This window comes from Ahniella affigens (assembly GCF_003015185.1).
GTDB lineage: Bacteria > Pseudomonadota > Gammaproteobacteria > Xanthomonadales > Ahniellaceae > Ahniella > Ahniella affigens.
In genome coordinates this window covers 5,908,584-5,928,720 of the sequence record NZ_CP027860.1, presented here as the reverse complement: position 1 = coordinate 5,928,720, position 20,137 = coordinate 5,908,584, and the positions used below count along the sequence as shown (strand labels likewise).

Below are 20,137 nucleotides of genomic sequence, written 5' to 3'. Positions count from 1 at the left end.
CGTCAATTGTCTTTGTTTTCCGGGCCTTGCAATGGTCGGTCCGTAACCGACGCGAATGGTGCCGAACTCACGATCGGTTCAGGTTCCGGCGCCTTGGCAACGCGCCGGGCCCATTGGCGAAGGTTTTGCCAATGCCACTCCGGGTGTTCGGCCAGCACCGTATGGCCGCCTACAAAACGGGTGCTCCGGTAGGTGCCCGTCTGGGTCGACCAGCCGGCGCCCACCAGACGCTTGTAGTCGGCGACGACCCTTTGGAACAACGGATCGGACTCGCCAATCGCCACGCTGAGTGGGAACGCGGGCGTCCCGGCAGCGACCGCCGCGCAGGCGATGGCATCGTTCGGCGGGCAAGCCAAGCCCTCCATGACCCCGGCATTGACGGCAAACGCCGCGAACCGATCCCGATTCAGCTGCGGATGGATCCGATTCAGCCCCAAATCCAAGGCGACATGGCCGCCGGACGAGAAGCCCCACACGTATACCAAGCGCAGATTGATGTTGTATCGAGCGGCGGCAAAGTCGAGTGCGGCCGCCATGGCATCGTAGTCAGTGGGCCGATCGCTACTGGTGATTGGCGCCAGCCAGCCACCGCTATTGCCGCTGGCGGACGGCGCCACCAGGACGATCTGCTCGGCCTCGGCCACTGGCTGCCAGAAGGTCCGGACATTCCGGGCTTGCTGGATTGCCGCGAGCGGCGACCCTGCAGTGCCATGCAGCAACAGGATCAACGGGCGGGCCGGGCCGGCATGCGCCTGACTGGGGCCATAGACGATCAGCGTTTTGTTGCCAAATCGCGGATCGGTCTCAAAACCGGGTGTCGGCAGGACCAGCTCGTAAGACCCGATGGCACCGCCGCTGCCCCGGCTTTCGACGGGCTCAGCGGCGACGGCGATCAGACTCGACACGGTCAGACCAAGCAGCAATATGGCCCGTGCGCCCCGCAAAAGGCGCTGGAGTGGCCGGCCAAGCTCAACAAGAAGACGACCGCCCATCATTTTGTCCAATTCATCAATGCGCGCGCGATGCGCACCCCAATCGCAAGTAACCCGCTCCCCGGCCCTCTCCCACTCGCGTGGGAGAGGGAGTTGGCGCCCTCCCCCGCGATCGCGGGGGAGGGCCGGGGAGGGGGCTACTTGCGACACGTCGGCGCCGCCGCCGTCTTGCAACGTGGCGAACCGCTTGATTCGCGCGTATGCACACCGAAGGCGCGGCCAAGAATGTTGCCGATCGTGAGTACCAGCCAAGGCAAAGCTCTCAGGCCGCTGCGAAGTGGGAGCCAGAAGCATAGCAACCGGCCCGCTTCGCGGTTTGCGACCGAGTCCGCGACCAAGCCCCAGGGTTTCGCCCCAGCCGATCAACGCCCGGTTTCCGCCGACCGGCGCGCGGATGTCGGCCGAATTTGGCCTCGGCTCAGGAAATGCTTGCGATTGCTACGCCAAGCTCTTGATAATCGGGGTCTCCAGAGACGCTGCCATGGCTGAGCCCGACAACTTCGTGGAATACCCTGCGAACACCGTGATTTTCCGGGAAGGAGACGCGGGGGCCGAGATGTACATCATTGAAACAGGCGCGGTCGACATTCTGCGCCACAACCGGCTCGATGACCCGATCGCCAATCTTGGCCCAGGCGACTTTTTCGGCGAAATGGCGATCCTTGAGGATCAGCCACGTTTCGCGTCGGCGAAAACCACCGCCGATACGCGCCTGCTTCGGATCGACCGCGCCGCGTTTGCCAACCTGATCTCCAGCAACGTTGAGGTCAGTATCCGCATCATGCGCAAGCTGACATCGCGCCTGCGCCGGGCTGAACTGCGAATCCAAGAACTGGCGGACGCCATCAACAAGGGTCCGCCGGTCCATGTCCCCAAGGTGGTGGGCGCCACGGTGCCAGGGGGCGTCGAATCACTCTTCACGCCCATGCCGCCGATTCGGGCACCGAAGGGCGGCTTTGTCGTTAAGCAGCCGGATGCGCTCGCTGCCTATGGCCCGCTGGTGCTCGTGCACGCGACCAGCAAGACCCGCTACCCACTACGCGATCGAGCGGAGTTTCTGGTGGGCCGCCCCGACCCGGTCACCGCGACCATGCCCGAGATCAATCTGGGGCCGGTCGATACGAATCGCTCGATGTCGCGGCGGCACGCCAAGATTGTATTTACCGGTGATCACTTCAAGGTTCGCGAGGAAGTCGGTACTTTGAACGGCACGTATTTGAATGGACAACGACTTCGACCTGGGCAGGAAGCGATCTTCAAGGTGGGCGACCACCTGCGCTTTGGCATGGTCGACCTGACAGTAGAGGCAGATGCATGAGCAGTGAACAAGCCAAGGCCGCGTTACTCGCGGTGGATCTCGGACCAGTCGACGGCCTGGCCGCCCTGCGCGAGAAATTGCTGGAAGTCGAGACCCGTCTGGAGCAGATGGACAACATGGCGAGTTCGGTGTCGCCGGAAGTATTCACCCGCGTCAAGGCCGATTACGAAGCCCGGCGCGACGGCATCATCGGCGAAGCCCGGCCGCTGTACGAAGCCGTAATGGCGGAGTACCAGAAACTCAAAGCCGTGTTTGCCGATTTGCAGCAAACCGAAAAACGGGCCCGTTTGGCGCGCGAGGAAATCGAATTCCGCGCCATGCTGGGCGAGTTCGATGGCGCCGAAAAAACGTCGCGCCTGGGCGCGATTGACGCCGAAGTGGGCGATGCCGAAACCGTGTTGGCCGAAGTCAGTGCCGTACGGGAACGCTTTATTGCGGCCGTGGGCGACGAGTCGGAACTTGATGGCGAGCCCGAAGCGAGCCCGCAGCCGGAAGCCGAACCAGAGCCCGAACCGGAATCGGCCGTGATTGCCGACGTCCCAACGCCGATCACCGCGCCGAGCCTGGAAGCGCCAACCGGCCAGATTGGCGCGGTCACGCTGCCACCGGTGCCGCAGCTCAGCATCCCGGACATTACGATTCCGCCACCATCGCGCGAAACGATGGTCGCCCCCGCTCCGGCACCCGCCCCACCGCCGAGCCGTCCGATGCCGCCGCCGGTGCCCTCGACCATGGTGCTGCAAGCCATCAAGTTACCGCTGGCCAATACCGAACCCGTCAGCGCCATCAGCACACCGTCCAAGCCTGGCCGACTGGTGCCACAAAATCCTGAAGCCGGCCGACAAACCCATGTCGCAACGGTCAAAACGTTGAGCATCGGTGCCGCGCCGGAGAGCGATATCCGAATTGCTGGCCCGGGTGTCGAGCTGCGGCATGCCGAGCTCCGTCCGAGCGCCTCGGGTTTTACGCTGGTCGATCTCGACTCCCGCAACGGCACGCGCGTCAACGGCGAGCGCGTCAATTCACGTCTGCTGGAAGATGAAGATGTGGTGATGATCGGCGCCGCAAGGTTTGTATTCCGGCTAAGCTGAGCGCATGGACATTCAACAAGACATGGTCGGCGAAGTATTAGTCGTCGCCCCGAAGGGTCGGCTCGACACCGAAACGTCGGGCGAACTCGAACTGGCGTTGCACGACGCGTTCGAGGCCGGCAAGTACCACTTTCTAGTCGACTTGAGTCAGATCAGTTACGTGAGCTCGGCGGGGCTGCGCGTGCTGCTGTCGCTGGCCAAAAAGGTAGAATCCGGAATCGGCAGTCTGCGGGTGTGTGCGCTGAACACCACCGTGAAGCAAGTCTTCGATCTCTCCGGCTTTACCAGTCTGTTCAAGATTTCCGCGAATCGCGCCGAAGGGCTGAAGGCCATGCCCCAGGCGGCGAGCGCGAAGCCCGCGCCGGCACCGGTCGCCGCGCCAGCGCCTAGTCCGGCTCCGGTCCCGGCACCAGCGCCGAAGCCGGCGCCAGCCCCTGCCCCTGCCCCTGTACCAGCGCCAGCACCAAAGCCGGCACCTGTTGCCGCGCCAGCACCAAAACCGGCACCTGTTGCCGCGCCAGCACCCGTAGCACCCGCAGCGCCAGCGACCAGACCAACGGCTAGCCGGAGCGCTGCCGACCTGCTTGGTGCGGGCAGCCAAAATCCGCAGCAGACCGCTGCCAGCCTGCTCGGGATCCCTGCACCCGCTGCAGCGACACCCGCCCCGAGTTCAGCCGCGCACAGCAAGCCGGCGCTCGATCAGGCCTCCAGTTTGCTGGCGCCTGCCGTTCCAGCAAGCAGCAAGCCCGCTTCGCCAGCGCCGACGCCGACTGCGGCGCCTGCACCGGTGGCAGCCCCGGCTCCCGCGCCCCCAGCGCCGAAACCAGCCGACCCGGCGGTGACTGCCGCCAAACCTGCTGCCCCGGCGCCCGCGACCAGTCCGGCACCCGCCGCAGCGCCCGCCAAGCCAGCTGCGCCAGCCAAGAAAGGCTCCTGGTCGAAGCTGTTTAAGGAATAGGTGGCCGAAGTGCGTGCGATCGCGAACTGCCAACGACCGCCGGCGAGACGCTGCCGGACGTGAGAACCTGGGTTCGCATCAGCGGGTGGCAGCACCGGAATCGCTTGTTTGCCCGGCGCTTGATCCCTTGGCTTCGGCACTTGGGTCAGGCAGGCCTGACGCAACCGACCGCACTCAGCATCCTGACGAACGACTTGATCGGCCGAGCGGTGCTGAGTGAAGGGCGCTACGAACGCGATGAATTGGAGGCAATGCGCCAGGTGCTGAAAGCGTGCGCCGCTGGCGATGTCATGGTCGATGTGGGTGCCAACATTGGCAATCATGCGCTCGCCCTGGCCGATCTGTTCCGCACCGTGGTGTGCTATGAGCCGCATCCGATCACGCTCCATCTGCTGGCTGCGAACGTGATGGTGAACCAGGCCAAGCACATCAGGATTCGACCGCTCGGTCTGTCTGATCAGGACGGCCCCTCGCGTTTGCAGGTTGTCTGCGATGGCAATCTTGGTTCAGCGCAGGCGCGCCCCGAGTTGACGGACGGCGAACCCATTCAACTCTGCACCGGCGATGCCGATCTGGACCGTGAACTGGAGTCTGGGCGCCGCGTTGATTTTCTGAAGATCGACGTCGAAGGCATGGAGCCGCAGGTCGCACAGGGTCTGCAGCAACGCTTGCGGCAAGATCAACCACTGATTGCGTTCGAAGCGTTGACCCCACCAGCGTTCGCCGACATGCGCGAGCGCCTTCTGGCGTGCGGCTACCAGCACTTTGCTGCATTCAGCCGGCCAGACGACCGCTACGGGCGCGGTCTGCGCATTCTGCGGCGCCTGTTCGTTGGCTATCGGATTGGCCTGCAATTGATCGATGCCGAGAACCTCGACTGCGCGAACATGATCCTCGCAGTGCCAGACCGATTTGCGCGTGCGCTCGAGTTGCCTTCATGAGCGGGTCGACTCTTAAGACCCGCATTCGTGCGTGGCTGAGCCCGCTCGCCGAATTCGGCATGGACCCCTTCAAGTTCGTCGCCGCGCTGCGCACCTTGCCGCGCTTTCATCGCGAGTGGCGGCAGTTTCGACGGGCCTTGCGCGCTGACCCAACGGCGCCGCCAATCTCGATCGCGGCGCACCTGCATGATCGGCAACTCCCAGGCGGCGATGCCTCGGGTCACTATTTCCATCAGGACCTGTACGTTGCAAAGCGGGTGTTTCAATCAGCGCCGATCGAGCACATCGATGTCGGCTCGCGCATAGACGGGTTCGTCGCGCATGTGGCGGTTTTCCGAAGGATCACAGTGATCGATCTGCGCCCGAATCGACAGCGCGTCGGCAATATCGAGTTCCGGCAAGCGGATATGTCGGCACCTTTGAACCCGGATCTGGTTGCCTGCTGCGATTCGCTGTCTTGCCTGCATGCGCTGGAACACTTCGGCCTTGGTCGCTACGGTGATCCGGTCGATCCAGATGCGCATCGGCGCGGTCTCCGTAACCTCCATGCCATGCTCAAACCCGGCGGTACCCTGTATCTGTCAGTGCCGATCGGGCCGAGTCGGATCGAGTTCAATGCGCAGCGTGTGTTCGCGCTGCCCGCGTTGCTGCGTTGGGTCGGCGAACACTTCACGGTGCAGTCACTGGCCGTGGTCGATGACGCGGGCGAATTGCATGAGCAGGTGGCCTTGGAGCCGTCGGCAGTGGATCGGAATCTCGGTTGTCGCTACGGCTGCGCAATTCTGGAACTGCGGAAAGCCTGAGTCGGCAAAGGCCGGGCCGTCACGCGGCACGCGCCAGCGCGGCAGTCAACAAGCGTGAAACCCGTTGCGAGCGAACGCGATTCTGGGTTCAACGCTTGAACCGAGCGTTCGCTTCGGTTAGCGTGCCGTCCCATGTTGTCTCAACACTCTGATTCAGCCGCTTGGTTTGCGGTGCTGACCAAACCGCGTTCGGAAGCGCTCGCCGGCCTCAATCTTCGACGCCAGGGTTTCGAAGTGCTCGATTGCCGATTGCGCCGCAGTCGACCGGGTGCCGATGGTTTATGCACTCAGATCGAACCCTTGTTTCCGCGTTACCTGTTCATCCGCTCGGATGCTCATGGCTTGCGCCTTGGGCCCGTGCGCTCGACCCGTGGCGTCAGCCAAGTGGTGCGATTTGGCGCCAATACGCCCAGCGTCCCTGATCCGGTGATCGCCGCGATCGTCGCGCGTCAGGACGCCGATGGCTTCGTGCGCCTCGATCCACCGGGTTTATGCCCTGGCCAGCGCGTGAAGGTGACCGAAGGGCCGATGGCCGGATTCGAGGGCATCTTTGAATCCCACAGCGGCCACGCTCGAGTTCGCCTGTTGATCGACCTGCTCGGCACACCCGTGCAGGTCACTTTACCGAGCGCGCAATTGGCGCGACGAATTTAGCACCCGTTTGAGCCGGTCCACCCTGGGCCACTTCAGACGCGGCGAAACCGGCCTCACGCTGCAATCGCTGAACGCTTACCCTGACACATGCCGTCCTCGCGGCCACAATCGAATCGCAGCAACGGCCATATGGCACGCCGGGCGCCAAAGGGCGGTAGCGTGCCCAGACGCCAGTCGGGAAACCTGACCAGCCCTGCCGAGCAGTTGCGCGACGCCGAGTTGCAGGTGCTGCGCCTGATCGAGCAGGAACCGGCGCTGCGTCAACGCGACATTGCCGAGCGGCTTCAGCTCAGTCTGGGTAAGGCCAACTACTGTATTCGCGCCCTGATCGAACTCGGCTGGCTGGCCGTGCAACCGATCCGCAATGCCGCCAACAAGCTCAGCTACCGATACTTGCTGACTGCTGCCGGTCGCAATCAGCGAGCCCGTGCGGCCTCGGTGTTTCTGGAGCGTAAACGCCGCGAATTCCAGACCCTGAGTGCAGAGATCGCCGAGCTCGAACACGAACTCGCCAGGCTGACAAAGGAACACCCTTGAATTGGTTCGAACACGCGGCACTCTATCTGTATCGTCGTCGCCTGCGCGGTGCGACGCGGGCCTTCAGCTGGCTTGGCATTGGCGGTACCGATGGTCGTCGATTGCGCGTGCGCGCCCACCACGGAGCCAACTTCGAGTTGGATCCGTTCGACTACATCGATGCGTTCGTACTGCGCGATGGCTTTTACGAGTCCGAGGTGTTCGAAGCCACCCTGTCGGCGCTGCCCGAGTCCGGCGTCTACTGGGACGTCGGCGCCAACTATGGGCTACACGCGGTATCGATGGCCATCGCAAAACCGCGATCGCGAGTGGTCGCATTTGAACCGAGCCCTCGAGAATTCGCGCGTCTGATGCAGATGATTGCGCTCAACCATTGCGCCGTGCAGGCCCTGCCCATCGGTCTGGCGGACCAGTCCGGTTTTCTGCCCTTTCATGTCTGCCACAACAATTTCGGTCGAAACACCTTGGGCGGCTTCAACGACCCTGAATCGTTCACGGCCACGCTCGCCGCCATTGCCACGGCGGATTCCCTGGTTGAGCAAGGCCTGCTGCCGTCGCCACAGGTGATCAAGATCGATGTGGAAGGCGCCGAACTCGCCGTGCTCCGCGGCATGCGCTCGATCCTGAAACGGCCAGATTGTCTGGCCATTGTGATCGAATCTGATCCGGATTCTGACCATCCGGACTCCGAACTGCGACAATTGCTGCCCGCCGCCGAGTGGCAGTTGCGCCGCCTGCAACGGCGCGAAAACACTGCGCACAATCTGGACAATTTTCTGGCCCAACGCGTGGTCACGCCATGATCGATCCGCGGGTCACCTGGGCCGGCATCCGCCAGCATCCCTTGGCCCGCCAGCATCCCTGGCGAGCCGTCTGGAATGTGCTCAGCTGGCAGTTGCGCTCGCGGTTGCTAGCCGAGGTTCACGTGGCATTCGCTGATCGCACCGTGCTCAAAGCCAGCAGGGCGATGACCGGGTTAACCGGCAATGTCTATTTCGGCCTGCATGAGTATGAGTCGATGAGCTTCGCCCTGCACCTGCTTTCGGCTGACGATCTGTTCGTCGATGTCGGCGCGAACGCCGGCAGCTACACGGTCCTGGCGGCGGGTGTGCGCGCCGCGAAAGCGTTGGCGATCGAGCCCGATTCCGCCGCATTGGCTGCACTCAGAAACAATGTTGACGCCAATGGACTCGGGCCACGTGTCGAGATCTGCTCGGACCTGATCGGCGATCAGGTTGGCCAGCGTGCCTTTAGCACTGGCCTCGATACCATCAATCATGTGCTGAGCGAGACCGAGCTCAAAGCCGGCGCGGCGCACGTGCTGCGATCCTGCACGACGCTCGATCGCGCGCTCGGCGGCCGTGCCCCGACGTTGATCAAGATCGATGTCGAAGGCGAGGAAGTATCGGCTTTGCGTGGCGCAGTCCAGACCTTGGCTCAATCGAGCCTGCTCGCGCTGATTGTCGAATGCAGCGCCGACAGTCAGCCCGACGTGCGAGCGATCCTGCACGCGCACGGATTTGAACCCGCGCGCTATCGACCGGATCAACGCCAACTCGAACGATTGCCATCGCCCCTCGATGGCAACACCTTGTACGTGCGCTGGCACTGCGATCTGCAGCACCGCCTGACCCATGCGCCCGCTGTACGCATCCACCCGCTCTCCTGTCTGGTATGACCGATCTTGAACACTGACATTCTGCTCCGTCGCTTGCTTTTGAAGATTCGTCCGGCTTGGCTTGCTGCTCACGTCAAGCATCTGCTCTGCGTGAAACGACGCGTGATTGAAACTCGACAGGGTCATTTTCTGGTCGACCCGGTCTCGCATGTCGGTGGCGATCTGATCGAGTTCGGCCACTACGAGCCTGAGATGCAAGCGACGATCGAACGCTTTCTACCTGAAGGCGGTGTTTTTGCCGATGCGGGCGCGAATGAAGGCTATTTCTCGGTCCTGGCGGCAAAACGTGCGCGCCTCGTTCTGGCCTTTGAACCGCAATCGCGATTGCAGCATGTGTTGCAAAAGAACTTCGAGTTGAACCAGGTCCAGCCGCGAATCGTGCTCATGCATCTGGCGCTTGGCGCTGAGACGGGCAGCATCGAAATGCGCCTGACGCCCGACCTCAATACCGGCGCCTCCGGCTTCAGCAATGTCACCCGCTATCGCTTGCCAGTCGAAACCGTGCCCATGCGAACCCTGACCGACGTCGTGAACGAAGCGGGCGTCGACCAGATCGATCTGCTGAAAGTTGATATCGAAGGCGCCGAACACCAGTTACTGCGGGGTGCCGAGGCCTTGCTCGCAGCGGGCCGCATCCGTCGCATCGCGCTGGAATTGCACGAAAGACAGCTGCAGGCGCTGGGCGCTTCGTCCGAGGCCGTGCTGGCTTTGCTGACGCAGCACGGCTATCGACCGGTACCGGATGCGCCGACCCTGGTTCTGGAGGCGACTCATGCTCGACAGTGATCCGAGTGAGCTGACGATCGCGGTTCTGGGTCTTGGCTACGTCGGTCTGCCCCTGGCTGCGGCGTTGTCCCCGCATCACCGGGTGATCGGTTTCGATATCGATCACGCGCGGATCGAAGGGCTTCGCAATGGCGTCGACAGCAGTGGCGAGCTGAGTCAAAGCGAACTCGCCGAAGCGCGGATCGATTTCAGCGACGATCCAGGCGTACTGCGAAGCGCCAAGGTCTACATCATTGCCGTGCCGACACCGGTCGATGCCGACAAATTGCCGGATCTTGGTCCTTTGCTGGCAGCGACGCGCCTGGTTGCGTCGTGTCTTCAGCACGGCGATGTGGTGATTTATGAATCCACGGTCTATCCGGGCGCCACCGAAGAACAGTGCGTCCCGGCACTGGAGGCCGGCTCTGGACTGCGCTTCAACACCGAGTTCTGGGTCGGCTATTCGCCTGAACGGATCAATCCCGGCGATCGAAAGCGTCGGCTGGCCGACATCGTCAAGGTCACCAGCGGTTCCAGCCCGGAATGCGCGGCCTTCGTCGATGCGCTGTATCAGCGTATCGTTCCAGCCGGCACGCATCGCGCGCCGAGCATCCGGGTTGCCGAGGCCGCGAAGGCCGTCGAGAACACCCAGCGCGACATCAATATCGCTTTCGCCAACGAACTCGCCAAGATGTTCTCGAAGATGGGGATCGATACCGAGGCCGTGCTCGCTGCTGCCGCCAGCAAATGGAATTTCATGCCGGTAAAGCCTGGCCTGGTGGGTGGTCACTGCATTGGCGTCGATCCTTATTATTTGATCCACAAAGCCGAGTCCGTTGGCGCCGAGGCCCGCCTGATTCGCGCCGCGCGCGACATCAACGAGAGCATGAGTGGCTTTGTCTGCGCGCGCTTCCGCCAGCAGTTCGAACAACGCGGGCAAACCATACGCGGCAAGCAGCTCCTGATTCTCGGCATCACGTTCAAGGAAAATTGCGGCGACATTCGTAACACCCGCGTGGTCGAAATGGTCTCGATGCTGCAAGCCGAGGGTGCGCTCGTCGTGGTTCACGATCCGATCGCCGACGCCGATGAAGTGCGGGCGCACTACGGCATTGAATTGCTGACCGAACCTCTGTCGCAGCACTATGACGGCATTATCATTGCGGTCGCCCATCAAAGCTTTGTCCAAGGTGGCCGTGCACAGCTATCGCGCTGGCTGCGCGAGGACGGTTTGATCCTCGACGTCAAAGCGATTCTTGCCGATGCCAAACCGGGTGAGCGCCTTTGAGCGAAGCCGTAGTGACCGCGCCACCTCAGACAGCGACCGGGGCGGCGCTGGTGACGCGCCTGTCCAGTCTGGATGCGGCCCGCGGTTTGGCGGCTCTGGCCGTTGCGTTGTTTCATTTCACCGGCAGTCCGGCCATGCAGGCAGTGCCCTGGTTGCATGCTCTGGGCCAGGTGAGTTGGGCAGGTGTGGAGGCCTTTTTCGTGATCAGTGGCTTTATTGTGCCAGCCTCGTTCGCGGCCTTCGGCACCCGTATTCAAGACAGCATGCGCTTCATGGTGCGGCGCTTGCTCCGACTCTATCTGCCATTTCTGGCCGCGCTGATTCTGGCCGTGCTGCTGAACGTGGGCAGCAGTCTGGCGCCGGGCTATCGCGGCCCAGGCCTCGTCTTGCCAACGCTTTCGGAGTTGCTCTGCAATCTGAGCTATGCCTGCGAGTTCAGCGGCCACGCCTGGATCATTCCGGTGTTCTGGTCGTTGGCGATCGAGATTCAGTTCTACCTGTTGCTGATGCTGATGGTGCCGATGCTTGGAATGCGTCTCGGCGCAAGAACCATTGGCCCTGCGATGATCGGCGTGACTCTGGCGCTCCTGCTGGTGCTGGCGCCTTACAGCCCCAAAGTCCTCGTCCTGCATGATCTGCCCTTGTTTTCCTGCGGCTTCTTTGCCTGGCTTTGGCATGCCGGCAAGCTGCGCGCCCTCTATGGCCTTCTGCTGATGATCGGCAGTCTGCTGCTGGTCGCCTACACGCATGGCAGCATCGCAGCGATCGCGGCTGCCATGACGGTGCTGATCGCGCATTTCCTGCAACGCCCTTGGCCCGTGCTGATCTGGCTGGGCACCGTGTCGTATTCGCTGTACCTGATTCACATCCCAATCGGCGGCAGGGTCATCAACCTCAGTCTGCGTGTGGCCGAATCGCCGCCCGCCTTGAGTGCAGCGGTGTTGGCCGCCACCGCAATCTGCCTGTTCGCCGCGCACGTTTGTTGGCGTTTCATCGAAGCGCCAGCGCAAGCCTACTCGCGCCGAGTCCTGCGCGCGCAAGCGGGTCAGCCCTGACATGTGCGGCCTCGTCGCCATCTATGCCTATCAGCATGCCGCGCTGCCGGTGGAACGCGAGGAGCTTCGCCGTATTCGGGATCACATGCGCTTGCGAGGCCCCGATGGTCACGGCGAATGGCTATCGGCAGACGGTCGGATTGGCATGGGCCATCGACGTCTGGCCATCATCGACCTCGATCCGCGAGCCGCACAACCGATGACGCGGGCGAATGATCGCTATGTCATCGTGTTCAACGGTGAGATATACAACTACCGATCCTTGCGCACCGAACTCGGACGTCTCGGTCACGAATTCCGGACGCAATCGGATACTGAAGTCATTCTCGCTGCCTATCAACAGTACGGAAGCCAAATGTTCGCGCATCTGCGCGGCATGTACGCCCTGGCGATTTTCGATCAAGTCGAACAGCGGCTGTTACTGGGCCGAGATCCGTTCGGTATCAAACCACTTTACTATGCCGACGATGGCTGGACGATTCGGGTCGCATCGCAAGTCAAAGCGCTGCTCGCCGGCGGTACGATTTCGTCCGCGCATGAGCCCGCCGGGTTGGTCGGGTTTCTGCTGACCGGCAGTGTGCCTGAACCCTTCACGACACATGCCGGCATTCGGGCTGTGCCGGCTGGAAGCTATGTCGAAGTCGACGCGTTTGGAATTCGGCGCATCGCCATGCACAGTCATCTGGCCAGCCTGTTGCATCACACGGCGCCCGAAACCCTGCCACGCGGCGCCTTGCAGGAGCGGCTGCGGGCGGCGTTCGCCGACAGTGTCGGCGCACACTTGGTGGCCGATGTACCTGTCGGGGTGTTCTTGTCGGGCGGGATTGATTCGGCAGCCGTGCTGGCGCTAATGCGCGAACAAAGTCCGAACGAGATTCGCTCCAGCACGATTGTGTTCGAGCCATTCCGCGGTAGTGAACTCGACGAATCCGCACTGGCCCAGTCCAGCGCTGATGCGTATGGCGCGACACACACGTTGCGCTCAGTGAGCAACACCGAATTGCGCGACGATCTGGGGGCTTTATTGGCAGCGATGGATCAGCCTTCCATCGATGGCATCAATACCTGGTTCGCAGCCAAGTCCTGTCGCGAGCAAGGCTTGAAGGTAGTGAACAATGGACTTGGCGGCGATGAATTGCTCGGCGGCTATCCGAGTTTTTCAACGGTGCCGCGCTGGCGCCGGCTCGCCGCCCTGCCAGCGGCGCTGCCGGGCTTAGGTCAACTCGTGCGGCGAATCAGCTATCCCATGCTGAAGCAATGGCGCCCGCATTTGATTCGCGCCGCCGGCGCACTCGAACTGGTCGACTCGCTGGCGGGAAGCTATCTGCTTCGGCGCGGTCTGTTCATGCCTTTTGAAATCGCGGGACTGATCGGCCCGGAGCTCACCGCTGCGGGCTTAGAGCGCTTGGATATCCGGCAACGCCTGAGCGCGTCGATTCAGCCCGACCCAGGTTCCGATTTTGCTCGCGTCACCTGTCTGGAAGCGTCGAACTACATGCGCAATCAACTCCTGCGCGATTGCGATTGGGCATCAATGGCGCACTCGATCGAAGTTCGTACGCCGCTGGTGGACTGGACGCTTTATCAGTCCCTCGCGGGTCTGATTCGCTCCGGGAATCTCGCCCGTGGCAAGCAATTGCTGGCCCACGCACCGCGCCAGCCATTGCCCGCAGCCGTCGTCCAGCGCCGAAAAACCGGCTTCGCGGCGCCTCTGACACACTCACCGTGGGACAGCACTGTTCGCATCGACGTCGGCGAGAGTCGATTCGGCGTAGGGATGCAGTCCTCACCCGCACGCAATCTCGCCGCCTATGTCTGGACGGCACAGGGACTTCCGACATGATTGTGAGCGTCATCGTTCCCGCCTTCAATCGCCTGGGCCCCTTACGTGACACGCTGCAAACGGCGCACCGAGCCTTGGCCGAGGTGGCCAAACATGGTCTCGGCAACGGCGAACTGATTCTCGTCGACGATGGTTCGACGCCCGCTTTGGACAGCGTGGATCTGCCGGTGGCCGACGTGGTCGGCGTCAGCCAACACATTTTGCGGCAAACCAATTCCGGCTCCATTGTCGCGCGCCAGACTGGCTTGGCAGCGGCGCGCGGGCGCTATGTGCAGTTCCTCGATTCCGACGACCTGTTGGCACCGGAAAAGCTGTCGTTACAGATTGCAGCCATGGAAGCGACTGGCGCCACCGCCTCTTTCGGCACCCTGGTCGACGCTAGCAAGCAGGCGGATGGCCGTCTCGAATTCGCGCCCGCCAACGAGCGTGCTGCGCGCATCCTGACACCGGCGCAATGGTTGCTCAGCGAGCAACCGGCACCGCATGTGCCGATGTTTCGCCGCGACGCGATTGCGGATGCCATTGCCCGACCGATCCTCCCATTGCAACGACGCGCCGATGCCGCGGGCGATATCTGGCTGTATCTGAACTGCGCGCTGATGCCAGGCGTTGCGGTCGAAGTACCTTTGGCGCGCGCGGCAATCGGCGTCCATGATGAACTCCGCTACAGCCTGCAGTGGGAGAAACTGGCCTACACCTCGCTGCTGCTGATGGAAGCGTTCATGGCCGAAACGGCAAGTCGCAACGATGCGACCGTCGCGCGGCAATTGCTCGGGGTTGCGGCGTTTCGCAGTTGGCGCCGCTTGCCGATTGATTTCGCGGCCAGCTATCAACGCCGTTTGCTGTCGATTTATCGGGCTGCTCCGAAGGGCCCGCTGGCGGAGCTTGATGGCCGCCGGTTCGGGCAAATCGCCGGCCTGATCGGACCGATGCCCGCAGCTCAGTTGCTGCGGCGCTGGCGCAATCATCGTTATGCGAGTTGCCGCAGCGTCGATGACGCGACCTTGCAGCGGATCGTCGAGAGTTGTCAGCCGTGATCCGCATTCTGGCCTTGGTCACCGATGCCTGGGGCGCCTACGGCGGGATTGCGCAATACAACCGGGATCTACTGGAGGCCCTGAGCGACAGTGCTGCTGTGGCGCACATCGACGTGCTGAGTCTGGGCCGAGTTGAATCGCCGCAACGAGCGAAGATCGCCGTCCGCGATGCGGGTGGCAGCCGGTTTCGTTTTGTCGCCATGGCGCTGCGCGCCGTGCGCCGACAGCGACCGACGGTGATTTTCTGTGCGCACATCCACTTCATGCGCGTCGCAGCCATCATGAAGCGAATCAGCGGCCGGCCCATCTGGCTGCAGATTCACGGGATCGACGCCTGGGAACGACCGCGACCTGCCGATACGAGGGCAACGCTCCGAGCCGATCTGGTCACCGCTGTCAGTCGCTTTACGCGCGCCCGCTTTCTGAGTTGGGCAGCGCTGGCGCCCGAGCACGTGCATGTGTTGCCGAATACGGTGCAGGCCATGTTTCATCCTGGCCCGCGCCGATCCGCGTTCAGGCAGGCTCAGCTTGTGCCCACAGCGGCCTGGCCGGTGCTTTGTACGGTCGCGCGTCTGAGCAGCCATGATCGCTACAAGGGCATCGACCGCGTCATCGCGGCCCTGCCGGATCTGATTTGCCAGTATCCGGATCTGATCTATCTGATCGCAGGCGGTGGCGATGATCAGGCGCGGCTGGCCTTTAACGCCGAACGACTGGGGGTTTCCGAGCGTGTGCGATTCCTTGGCCGGGTCGAGCCCGAGGTACTGCCTCAGCTGTATCGCGAATCCGATCTCTTCGTCATGCCAAGTACCAAGGAAGGCTTCGGCATTGTCTTCATCGAGGCCATGGCCTGTGGCACGCCAGCATTGGGTCTGGATGTCGATGGCAGTGTCGACGCCTTGCTTGAAGGCCAACTGGGGCATCTGGCCGATATGAATCAGCTCCCGGCATCGATCGCTGCCGCAGTGAGCGATACCCGAGACCGCGAATCATTGTCGCAGAAGACCTTGAAGTGCTTTGGTAAACCCGCCTTTGCTGCCAATATCGCGCGTTTGCTCAAGCAGATCGAACAGCGCTTTGCCGAACCCACGCCGTCATGACTGACACCATCCTGCTGATCACGCCTGATTCCCGGCACAGCCATTACTGGCAGGATCTCTGGCGCTATCGCGAACTGTTCTGGCAGCTCGCCAAGCGCGATATCTCGGTGCGCTACAAGCAGACCGTGATCGGCGCTGCGTGGGCCATCGTGCGGCCTTTGCTGACCATGTTGGTGTTCACCGTCGTGTTCGGTCGCTTGGCCAAGCTGCCGAGCGCGGGCGACGTGCCGTATGCGATTCTGGTCTTCGTCGGCATGCTGCCCTGGTATTTGAGTTCAACCGCACTCGCCGCCGCTGCCGACAGCATGATCACCGGGACGAGCTTGATCGGCAAAGTGTACTTTCCGCGTTTGATCATCCCGATTGCCAGCATGGTCGTGGCCCTGGTCGATTTCGCCATCAGTGCGTTGCTGCTGGCAGCCTTGATGCTCTGGTACCAGGTGTTGCCGGATTGGCGGATATTGATGTTGCCGGCATTCATTCTGCTCGCGATCTTGACGGCTGCCGGCCCCGGCATCTGGTTTGCCTCGCTGAGTTTGAAGTACCGCGATTTTCGTTTCGTCGTGCCGTTCCTGGTGCAACTCGGGCTCTATGTATCGCCGGTCGGGTTCTCTAGCAATATCGTCCCTGAGGCCTGGCGTTGGCTATATCAATTGAATCCCATGGTCGGCGTCATCGATGGCTTCCGCTGGTGCCTGCTCGGCGGCGCTGTGCCGTTGAACACCAATGCGCTTCTCAGCAGTCTGGCCGTCACTGTGGTTCTGCTCTGGCTCGGTTTGCGCCGCTTCCGACGGACCGAGCGCTTCTTCGCCGACATCGCATGAGCGGTTTTGCGATCGACGTCGAGAATCTGGGCAAGTCCTATCTGATCGGTCATCAGAGGGTCGAGACGTCGCCAAGTTTCCGTGATCGGATCAGCCGATCGGTGCGTGACAGTACGCGTCGCTTCGGTGATTTCCTGCGCGGTCGGCCGGTGCTTGAAGGCCAGATCAGCGAGGAGTTCTGGGCGCTGCGCGGGGTCTCGTTTCGCATTGAGGCCGGCGAAGTGGTCGGCGTGATCGGCCGCAACGGTGCGGGCAAATCAACCTTGCTGAAACTCCTGTCGCGGATCACCGAGCCCAGCGAAGGCCAGGCGCGCATATGCGGTCGGGTCGCCAGTCTGCTCGAGGTTGGCACCGGTTTTCATCCCGAGCTTACGGGCCGCGAGAACATCTTCTTGAATGGCGCCATTCTGGGCATGCGCCGCGCCGAGATTGCGCGCAAGTTCGATGAGATCGTCGCCTTCGCCGAAGTCGAGCGCTTTCTCGATACGCCCATCAAGCGTTACAGCAGCGGCATGCATATGCGCCTCGCGTTCTCGGTGGCGGCGCATCTGGAACCCGACATTCTGATTGTCGACGAAGTGCTTGCCGTTGGGGATCTGGCCTTTCAAGCCAAGTGCCTGGGCAAGATGGAAGCGGTGGCCAAAAACGAAGGGCGCACGGTGTTGTTCGTCAGTCACAACAACGCGGCTGTGGCCAGTCTGACTCGGCGCGGGCTGGTCTTGGCTCAGGGCAACAAAGTTTTCGATGGACCGATCCGCGAAGCGCTGAATTTCTACACACAGAGTCTGCCGCGCGCGGGCTTCAGACGCCAAGTAGATGCGAGCCGACCGCAGATCGTCGATGTACGAATCGATGAGGCGTTGATGAGCCGTGGCCAATTGCGGGTGCTCGTGCAATTCAATTCGCCACGCGAGTTGCATCCCATTCTGATAGGTGCCGTCGTCCACACGGCGGCCGGCGCCCCCGTGTTCGGCTTCAACACCCAGCAGGACCCGGATTTCGAAGCCCGACCGCTTCGGGCCGGCTGGGCTTTACTTGACGCAGGCGAGCTGCCGCTATTGACCGGGCTGTACAAGCTATCGATCTGGTTCGGCGAGAAGAACGAGAACTTCGACGTGCAACATGATGTGCTGAGCTTCGACTGGGTCAGCCCGCGACCGAGTCCACCCGGGGTCAGCATCGATGCGATTGGCGCGCTGGCCATTGGCGGCCATTGGTCCTTACTTGCGGACGCGCCAGCGCTATGAACCCGGTTCGGCCGTTCCCCCAATTGCTTCATCAACACGAAGGCATGCCGGCCAGCGCAGTGCCCGCCGACCGAGCCACCGCATTTTGGATGTACCGCCAGCCATGACGCTCAGGAATCTACCCCGAATCACCCTTGGCATTGGCGGCTCGCTGGGTCACGATGCCAATGCCGCGCTGATGGTTGATGGACGCCTGCTGGGCGCCAGCCAGCAGGAGCGCTACAGCCGCATCAAACATGATGGCGGCTTTCCGGCAGCGGCCATCGCTGACTTGCTCGCGGATGCCGGCCTGACGCCGGCTCAAGTACAAACCGTCGTGTTCTCCGAAAAGTTGTTTCAGACTACGGTGTTCGATCGAACACGCGCGCCCTCATCCTGGCTGAGTCGCGGCTGGTCCTCGCTGCGGTCTAAGTTCGATCGCCGACCAGGCTTCGGCCATCCGTTCGCGACCCAAGCGGCCGCATTGATGCCGCAGGCCACACAGCGTTTCGCCTGGCATCACCTGACCCATGTGGTTGGCGCCTTTTTCACGACGGATTGCGAGCGCGCGGCGTTCTTGTGCGTGGATGGCAAGGGCGAGGACAGCAATGCCTCGATTGGCCGCATCAGTGCACAAGGCATCGAGATGCTGGCCGAACTTCCGGGTGAAAATGGCCTGGGCCTGTTCTATACCCTGACCACGCGCTTTCTGGGCTTCCCGAGCTTCGGCTCCGAATACAAAGTCATGGGTCTCGCGCCCTATGGTCAACCGCGTTTTGCGATGGCCTTGCGGCAGTTGCTGCAGCAAGGCGAAGGCGGAGCGATACGGCTGGCGCGCGACGCGCAATTCCATCCGCATCAACTCGATACCTTGCTGCCTTGGGTCGCAGCGACGATCGGCATGCCGGCACGCCAGAAGAGCGATCCATTGCGGTCCGAGCACGCTGATTTGGCAGCCTCGCTGCAACTCGTGTTCGAAGAATCGGTGATGGCCATGGCCGCGCAGGCCAAGGCACTGACGGGCGAAAGCACCTTGCTGTTCGCTGGCGGCTGCGCACAGAACTGTGTTGCCGCGGGCATTGTCCGGCGTAGCGGCCTGTTCGCGCAGGTGATCAACTCACCCGTGGGTGGCGACATGGCAACGGGCCTCGGCGCGGCACTGATGGATCAATGGCAACAAGGTCTGCTGCCCGGCTTACGGGTTGAGGACCGCGGTTACTATCTCGGCTCGTTGCCGGGTCAGGCGCCGGCGGCGGCTGAACCCTATCGCGTCGAAGTGGGTGACGACCTATTCGAAACGGTCGCCGGCCTGCTTGCCAACGGCAGCATCGTTGCCTGGTGTCGCGATCGCATGGAACTCGGGGCCAGAGCCTTGGGTGCGCGTTCCATCCTGGCAGATGCACGCGTGCCTGGCATGCAATCGCGGCTGAATCTCGCGGTGAAGTTTCGCGAAGGGTTTCGACCTTTTGCACCGATCATCCTCGAAGAGCGCAGCGGCGAATGGTTCGATCACAGCGGCCCGTCGCGCTATATGCAATTCGTCGAGCCCTTGCGCGCTGATCGACGCATCGCCAGCAACAGTGACCAAACCGACATGCGCGCGCGATTGGATGCGCGCCGCTGCGAGGTCGACAGCGTGGTGCATGTCGACTACACCGCCCGCCTGCAAACGGTGCATGCTGGCACGCATGCCGATATGCATCGCCTGCTCAGCGCCTTCGAACGGTGCACCGGCGTGCCGATGTTGATCAATACCAGCTTCAATGTTGCGGGCGAGCCGATCGTGCGTACTGCCAGCGAGGCCTGGGATTGCTTTCTGCATACCGATATCGACTTCTTGGTCATCGATGACCAACTATTCCGCAATCCAATGCAATTGAGCCGCGAGGAGAAGATCGCATGGGTCGATCGCTTCAAGTCTTTGGCCTGAGGCTCTACGCCTGGCTGTTCCGGATCCGTGGCGACGTGCGCTGGCGTCAGAGCGGCAAGACCGATGCCCTTGATCGGCCCTGAGCGAGCTGACAGCG

The 20,137-nt window shown here is 62.4% G+C and carries 19 protein-coding genes; 18 read left to right on the top strand and 1 reads right to left on the bottom strand.

The window, feature by feature from the left end:
* Positions 1–2: 2 nt before the first annotated feature.
* Positions 3–905: an alpha/beta hydrolase family protein gene (locus C7S18_RS23205; protein WP_146152088.1), complete on the bottom strand. Its 903-nt coding sequence runs from the start codon at positions 903–905 to the stop codon at positions 3–5.
* A 568-nt stretch (positions 906–1,473) separates the two neighbouring features.
* On the opposite strand from C7S18_RS23205, the gene C7S18_RS23195 reads away from it, so the two are divergent.
* From C7S18_RS23195 to C7S18_RS23110, 18 genes are all read left to right on the top strand, one after another.
* Entirely contained in the window at positions 1,474–2,310 is an 837-nt protein-coding gene (locus C7S18_RS23195; protein WP_170113456.1) for a cyclic nucleotide-binding domain-containing protein, read from the top strand.
* The gene (locus tag C7S18_RS23190) at positions 2,307–3,401 is read left to right on the top strand and encodes an FHA domain-containing protein (protein WP_106893817.1); all 1,095 of its coding nucleotides are present in this window, start codon (positions 2,307–2,309) and stop codon (positions 3,399–3,401) included. The genes C7S18_RS23195 and C7S18_RS23190 overlap by 4 nt, the downstream gene beginning before the upstream one ends.
* A 4-nt stretch (positions 3,402–3,405) precedes the next feature.
* A complete protein-coding gene (locus tag C7S18_RS23185; RefSeq protein ID WP_106893816.1) occupies positions 3,406–4,359 on the top strand; it encodes an STAS domain-containing protein in 954 nt (317 codons plus the stop codon).
* Between the two features lie 59 nt (positions 4,360–4,418).
* Positions 4,419–5,300: an FkbM family methyltransferase gene (locus C7S18_RS23180; protein WP_146152087.1), complete on the top strand. Its 882-nt coding sequence runs from the start codon at positions 4,419–4,421 to the stop codon at positions 5,298–5,300.
* A complete protein-coding gene (locus C7S18_RS23175; RefSeq protein WP_206207945.1) occupies positions 5,297–6,103 on the top strand; it encodes a DUF268 domain-containing protein in 807 nt (268 codons plus the stop codon). The genes C7S18_RS23180 and C7S18_RS23175 overlap by 4 nt, the downstream gene beginning before the upstream one ends.
* Before the next feature lie 132 nt (positions 6,104–6,235).
* The gene (locus C7S18_RS23170; RefSeq protein ID WP_106893814.1) at positions 6,236–6,757 is read left to right on the top strand and encodes a transcription termination/antitermination NusG family protein; all 522 of its coding nucleotides are present in this window, start codon (positions 6,236–6,238) and stop codon (positions 6,755–6,757) included.
* 129 nt (positions 6,758–6,886) lie between these two features.
* A complete protein-coding gene (locus tag C7S18_RS23165; protein ID WP_170113455.1) occupies positions 6,887–7,294 on the top strand; it encodes a MarR family EPS-associated transcriptional regulator in 408 nt (135 codons plus the stop codon).
* Complete coding sequence (locus C7S18_RS24330; protein WP_146152086.1) at positions 7,291–8,097, top strand: FkbM family methyltransferase; 807 nt, start codon at positions 7,291–7,293, stop codon at positions 8,095–8,097. Before C7S18_RS23165 ends, C7S18_RS24330 begins: the two co-directional genes overlap by 4 nt.
* Positions 8,094–8,972 carry an FkbM family methyltransferase gene (locus tag C7S18_RS23155; RefSeq protein ID WP_106893812.1) on the top strand — a complete coding sequence of 293 codons (879 nt, stop codon included), beginning with the start codon at positions 8,094–8,096 and terminating at the stop codon, positions 8,970–8,972. The genes C7S18_RS24330 and C7S18_RS23155 overlap by 4 nt, the downstream gene beginning before the upstream one ends.
* 6 nt (positions 8,973–8,978) lie before the next feature.
* Positions 8,979–9,758 (top strand): FkbM family methyltransferase, encoded by a 780-nt coding sequence (locus tag C7S18_RS23150; protein WP_106893811.1) that lies wholly within the window; start codon positions 8,979–8,981, stop codon positions 9,756–9,758.
* A complete protein-coding gene (locus tag C7S18_RS23145) occupies positions 9,745–11,025 on the top strand; it encodes a nucleotide sugar dehydrogenase (protein ID WP_106893810.1) in 1,281 nt (426 codons plus the stop codon). The genes C7S18_RS23150 and C7S18_RS23145 overlap by 14 nt, the downstream gene beginning before the upstream one ends.
* Positions 11,022–12,080, top strand: a complete 1,059-nt coding sequence (locus C7S18_RS23140; protein ID WP_106893809.1) for an acyltransferase family protein — start codon at positions 11,022–11,024, stop codon at positions 12,078–12,080. Before C7S18_RS23145 ends, C7S18_RS23140 begins: the two co-directional genes overlap by 4 nt.
* Before the next feature lies 1 nt (position 12,081).
* Positions 12,082–13,923, top strand: coding sequence for an asparagine synthase (glutamine-hydrolyzing) (gene asnB, locus C7S18_RS23135; protein ID WP_106893808.1), 1,842 nt, complete (start codon positions 12,082–12,084; stop codon positions 13,921–13,923).
* The gene (locus C7S18_RS23130) at positions 13,920–14,960 is read left to right on the top strand and encodes a glycosyltransferase family 2 protein (RefSeq protein ID WP_106893807.1); all 1,041 of its coding nucleotides are present in this window, start codon (positions 13,920–13,922) and stop codon (positions 14,958–14,960) included. Before asnB ends, C7S18_RS23130 begins: the two co-directional genes overlap by 4 nt.
* A complete protein-coding gene (locus tag C7S18_RS23125; RefSeq protein WP_170113454.1) occupies positions 14,957–16,060 on the top strand; it encodes a glycosyltransferase family 4 protein in 1,104 nt (367 codons plus the stop codon). Before C7S18_RS23130 ends, C7S18_RS23125 begins: the two co-directional genes overlap by 4 nt.
* Entirely contained in the window at positions 16,057–16,884 is an 828-nt protein-coding gene (locus tag C7S18_RS23120; protein WP_106893805.1) for an ABC transporter permease, read from the top strand. Before C7S18_RS23125 ends, C7S18_RS23120 begins: the two co-directional genes overlap by 4 nt.
* Complete coding sequence (locus C7S18_RS23115) at positions 16,881–18,131, top strand: ABC transporter ATP-binding protein (RefSeq protein ID WP_106893804.1); 1,251 nt, start codon at positions 16,881–16,883, stop codon at positions 18,129–18,131. The genes C7S18_RS23120 and C7S18_RS23115 overlap by 4 nt, the downstream gene beginning before the upstream one ends.
* A gap of 103 nt (positions 18,132–18,234) precedes the next feature.
* Positions 18,235–20,040 carry a carbamoyltransferase family protein gene (locus tag C7S18_RS23110; protein WP_170113453.1) on the top strand — a complete coding sequence of 602 codons (1,806 nt, stop codon included), beginning with the start codon at positions 18,235–18,237 and terminating at the stop codon, positions 20,038–20,040.
* Positions 20,041–20,137: the final 97 nt, after the last annotated feature.

Bases quoted from the DNA above. Each gene is read 5' to 3' on its own strand.
- C7S18_RS23190 (WP_106893817.1), top strand. From the start codon at position 2,307: ATGAGCAGTGAACAAGCCAAGGCCGCGTTACTCGCGGTGGATCTCGGA.
- C7S18_RS23155 (WP_106893812.1), top strand. From the start codon at position 8,094: ATGATCGATCCGCGGGTCACCTGGGCCGGCATCCGCCAGCATCCCTTG.
- asnB (WP_106893808.1), top strand. From the start codon at position 12,082: ATGTGCGGCCTCGTCGCCATCTATGCCTATCAGCATGCCGCGCTGCCG.
- C7S18_RS23115 (WP_106893804.1), top strand. From the start codon at position 16,881: ATGAGCGGTTTTGCGATCGACGTCGAGAATCTGGGCAAGTCCTATCTG.
- C7S18_RS23110 (WP_170113453.1), top strand. From the start codon at position 18,235: ATGACGCTCAGGAATCTACCCCGAATCACCCTTGGCATTGGCGGCTCG.
- C7S18_RS23145 (WP_106893810.1), top strand. From the start codon at position 9,745: ATGCTCGACAGTGATCCGAGTGAGCTGACGATCGCGGTTCTGGGTCTT.
- C7S18_RS23175 (WP_206207945.1), top strand. From the start codon at position 5,297: ATGAGCGGGTCGACTCTTAAGACCCGCATTCGTGCGTGGCTGAGCCCG.
- C7S18_RS23120 (WP_106893805.1), top strand. From the start codon at position 16,057: ATGACTGACACCATCCTGCTGATCACGCCTGATTCCCGGCACAGCCAT.
- C7S18_RS23195 (WP_170113456.1), top strand. From the start codon at position 1,474: ATGGCTGAGCCCGACAACTTCGTGGAATACCCTGCGAACACCGTGATT.
- C7S18_RS23165 (WP_170113455.1), top strand. From the start codon at position 6,887: ATGGCACGCCGGGCGCCAAAGGGCGGTAGCGTGCCCAGACGCCAGTCG.
- C7S18_RS23130 (WP_106893807.1), top strand. From the start codon at position 13,920: ATGATTGTGAGCGTCATCGTTCCCGCCTTCAATCGCCTGGGCCCCTTA.
- C7S18_RS23170 (WP_106893814.1), top strand. From the start codon at position 6,236: ATGTTGTCTCAACACTCTGATTCAGCCGCTTGGTTTGCGGTGCTGACC.
- C7S18_RS23185 (WP_106893816.1), top strand. From the start codon at position 3,406: ATGGACATTCAACAAGACATGGTCGGCGAAGTATTAGTCGTCGCCCCG.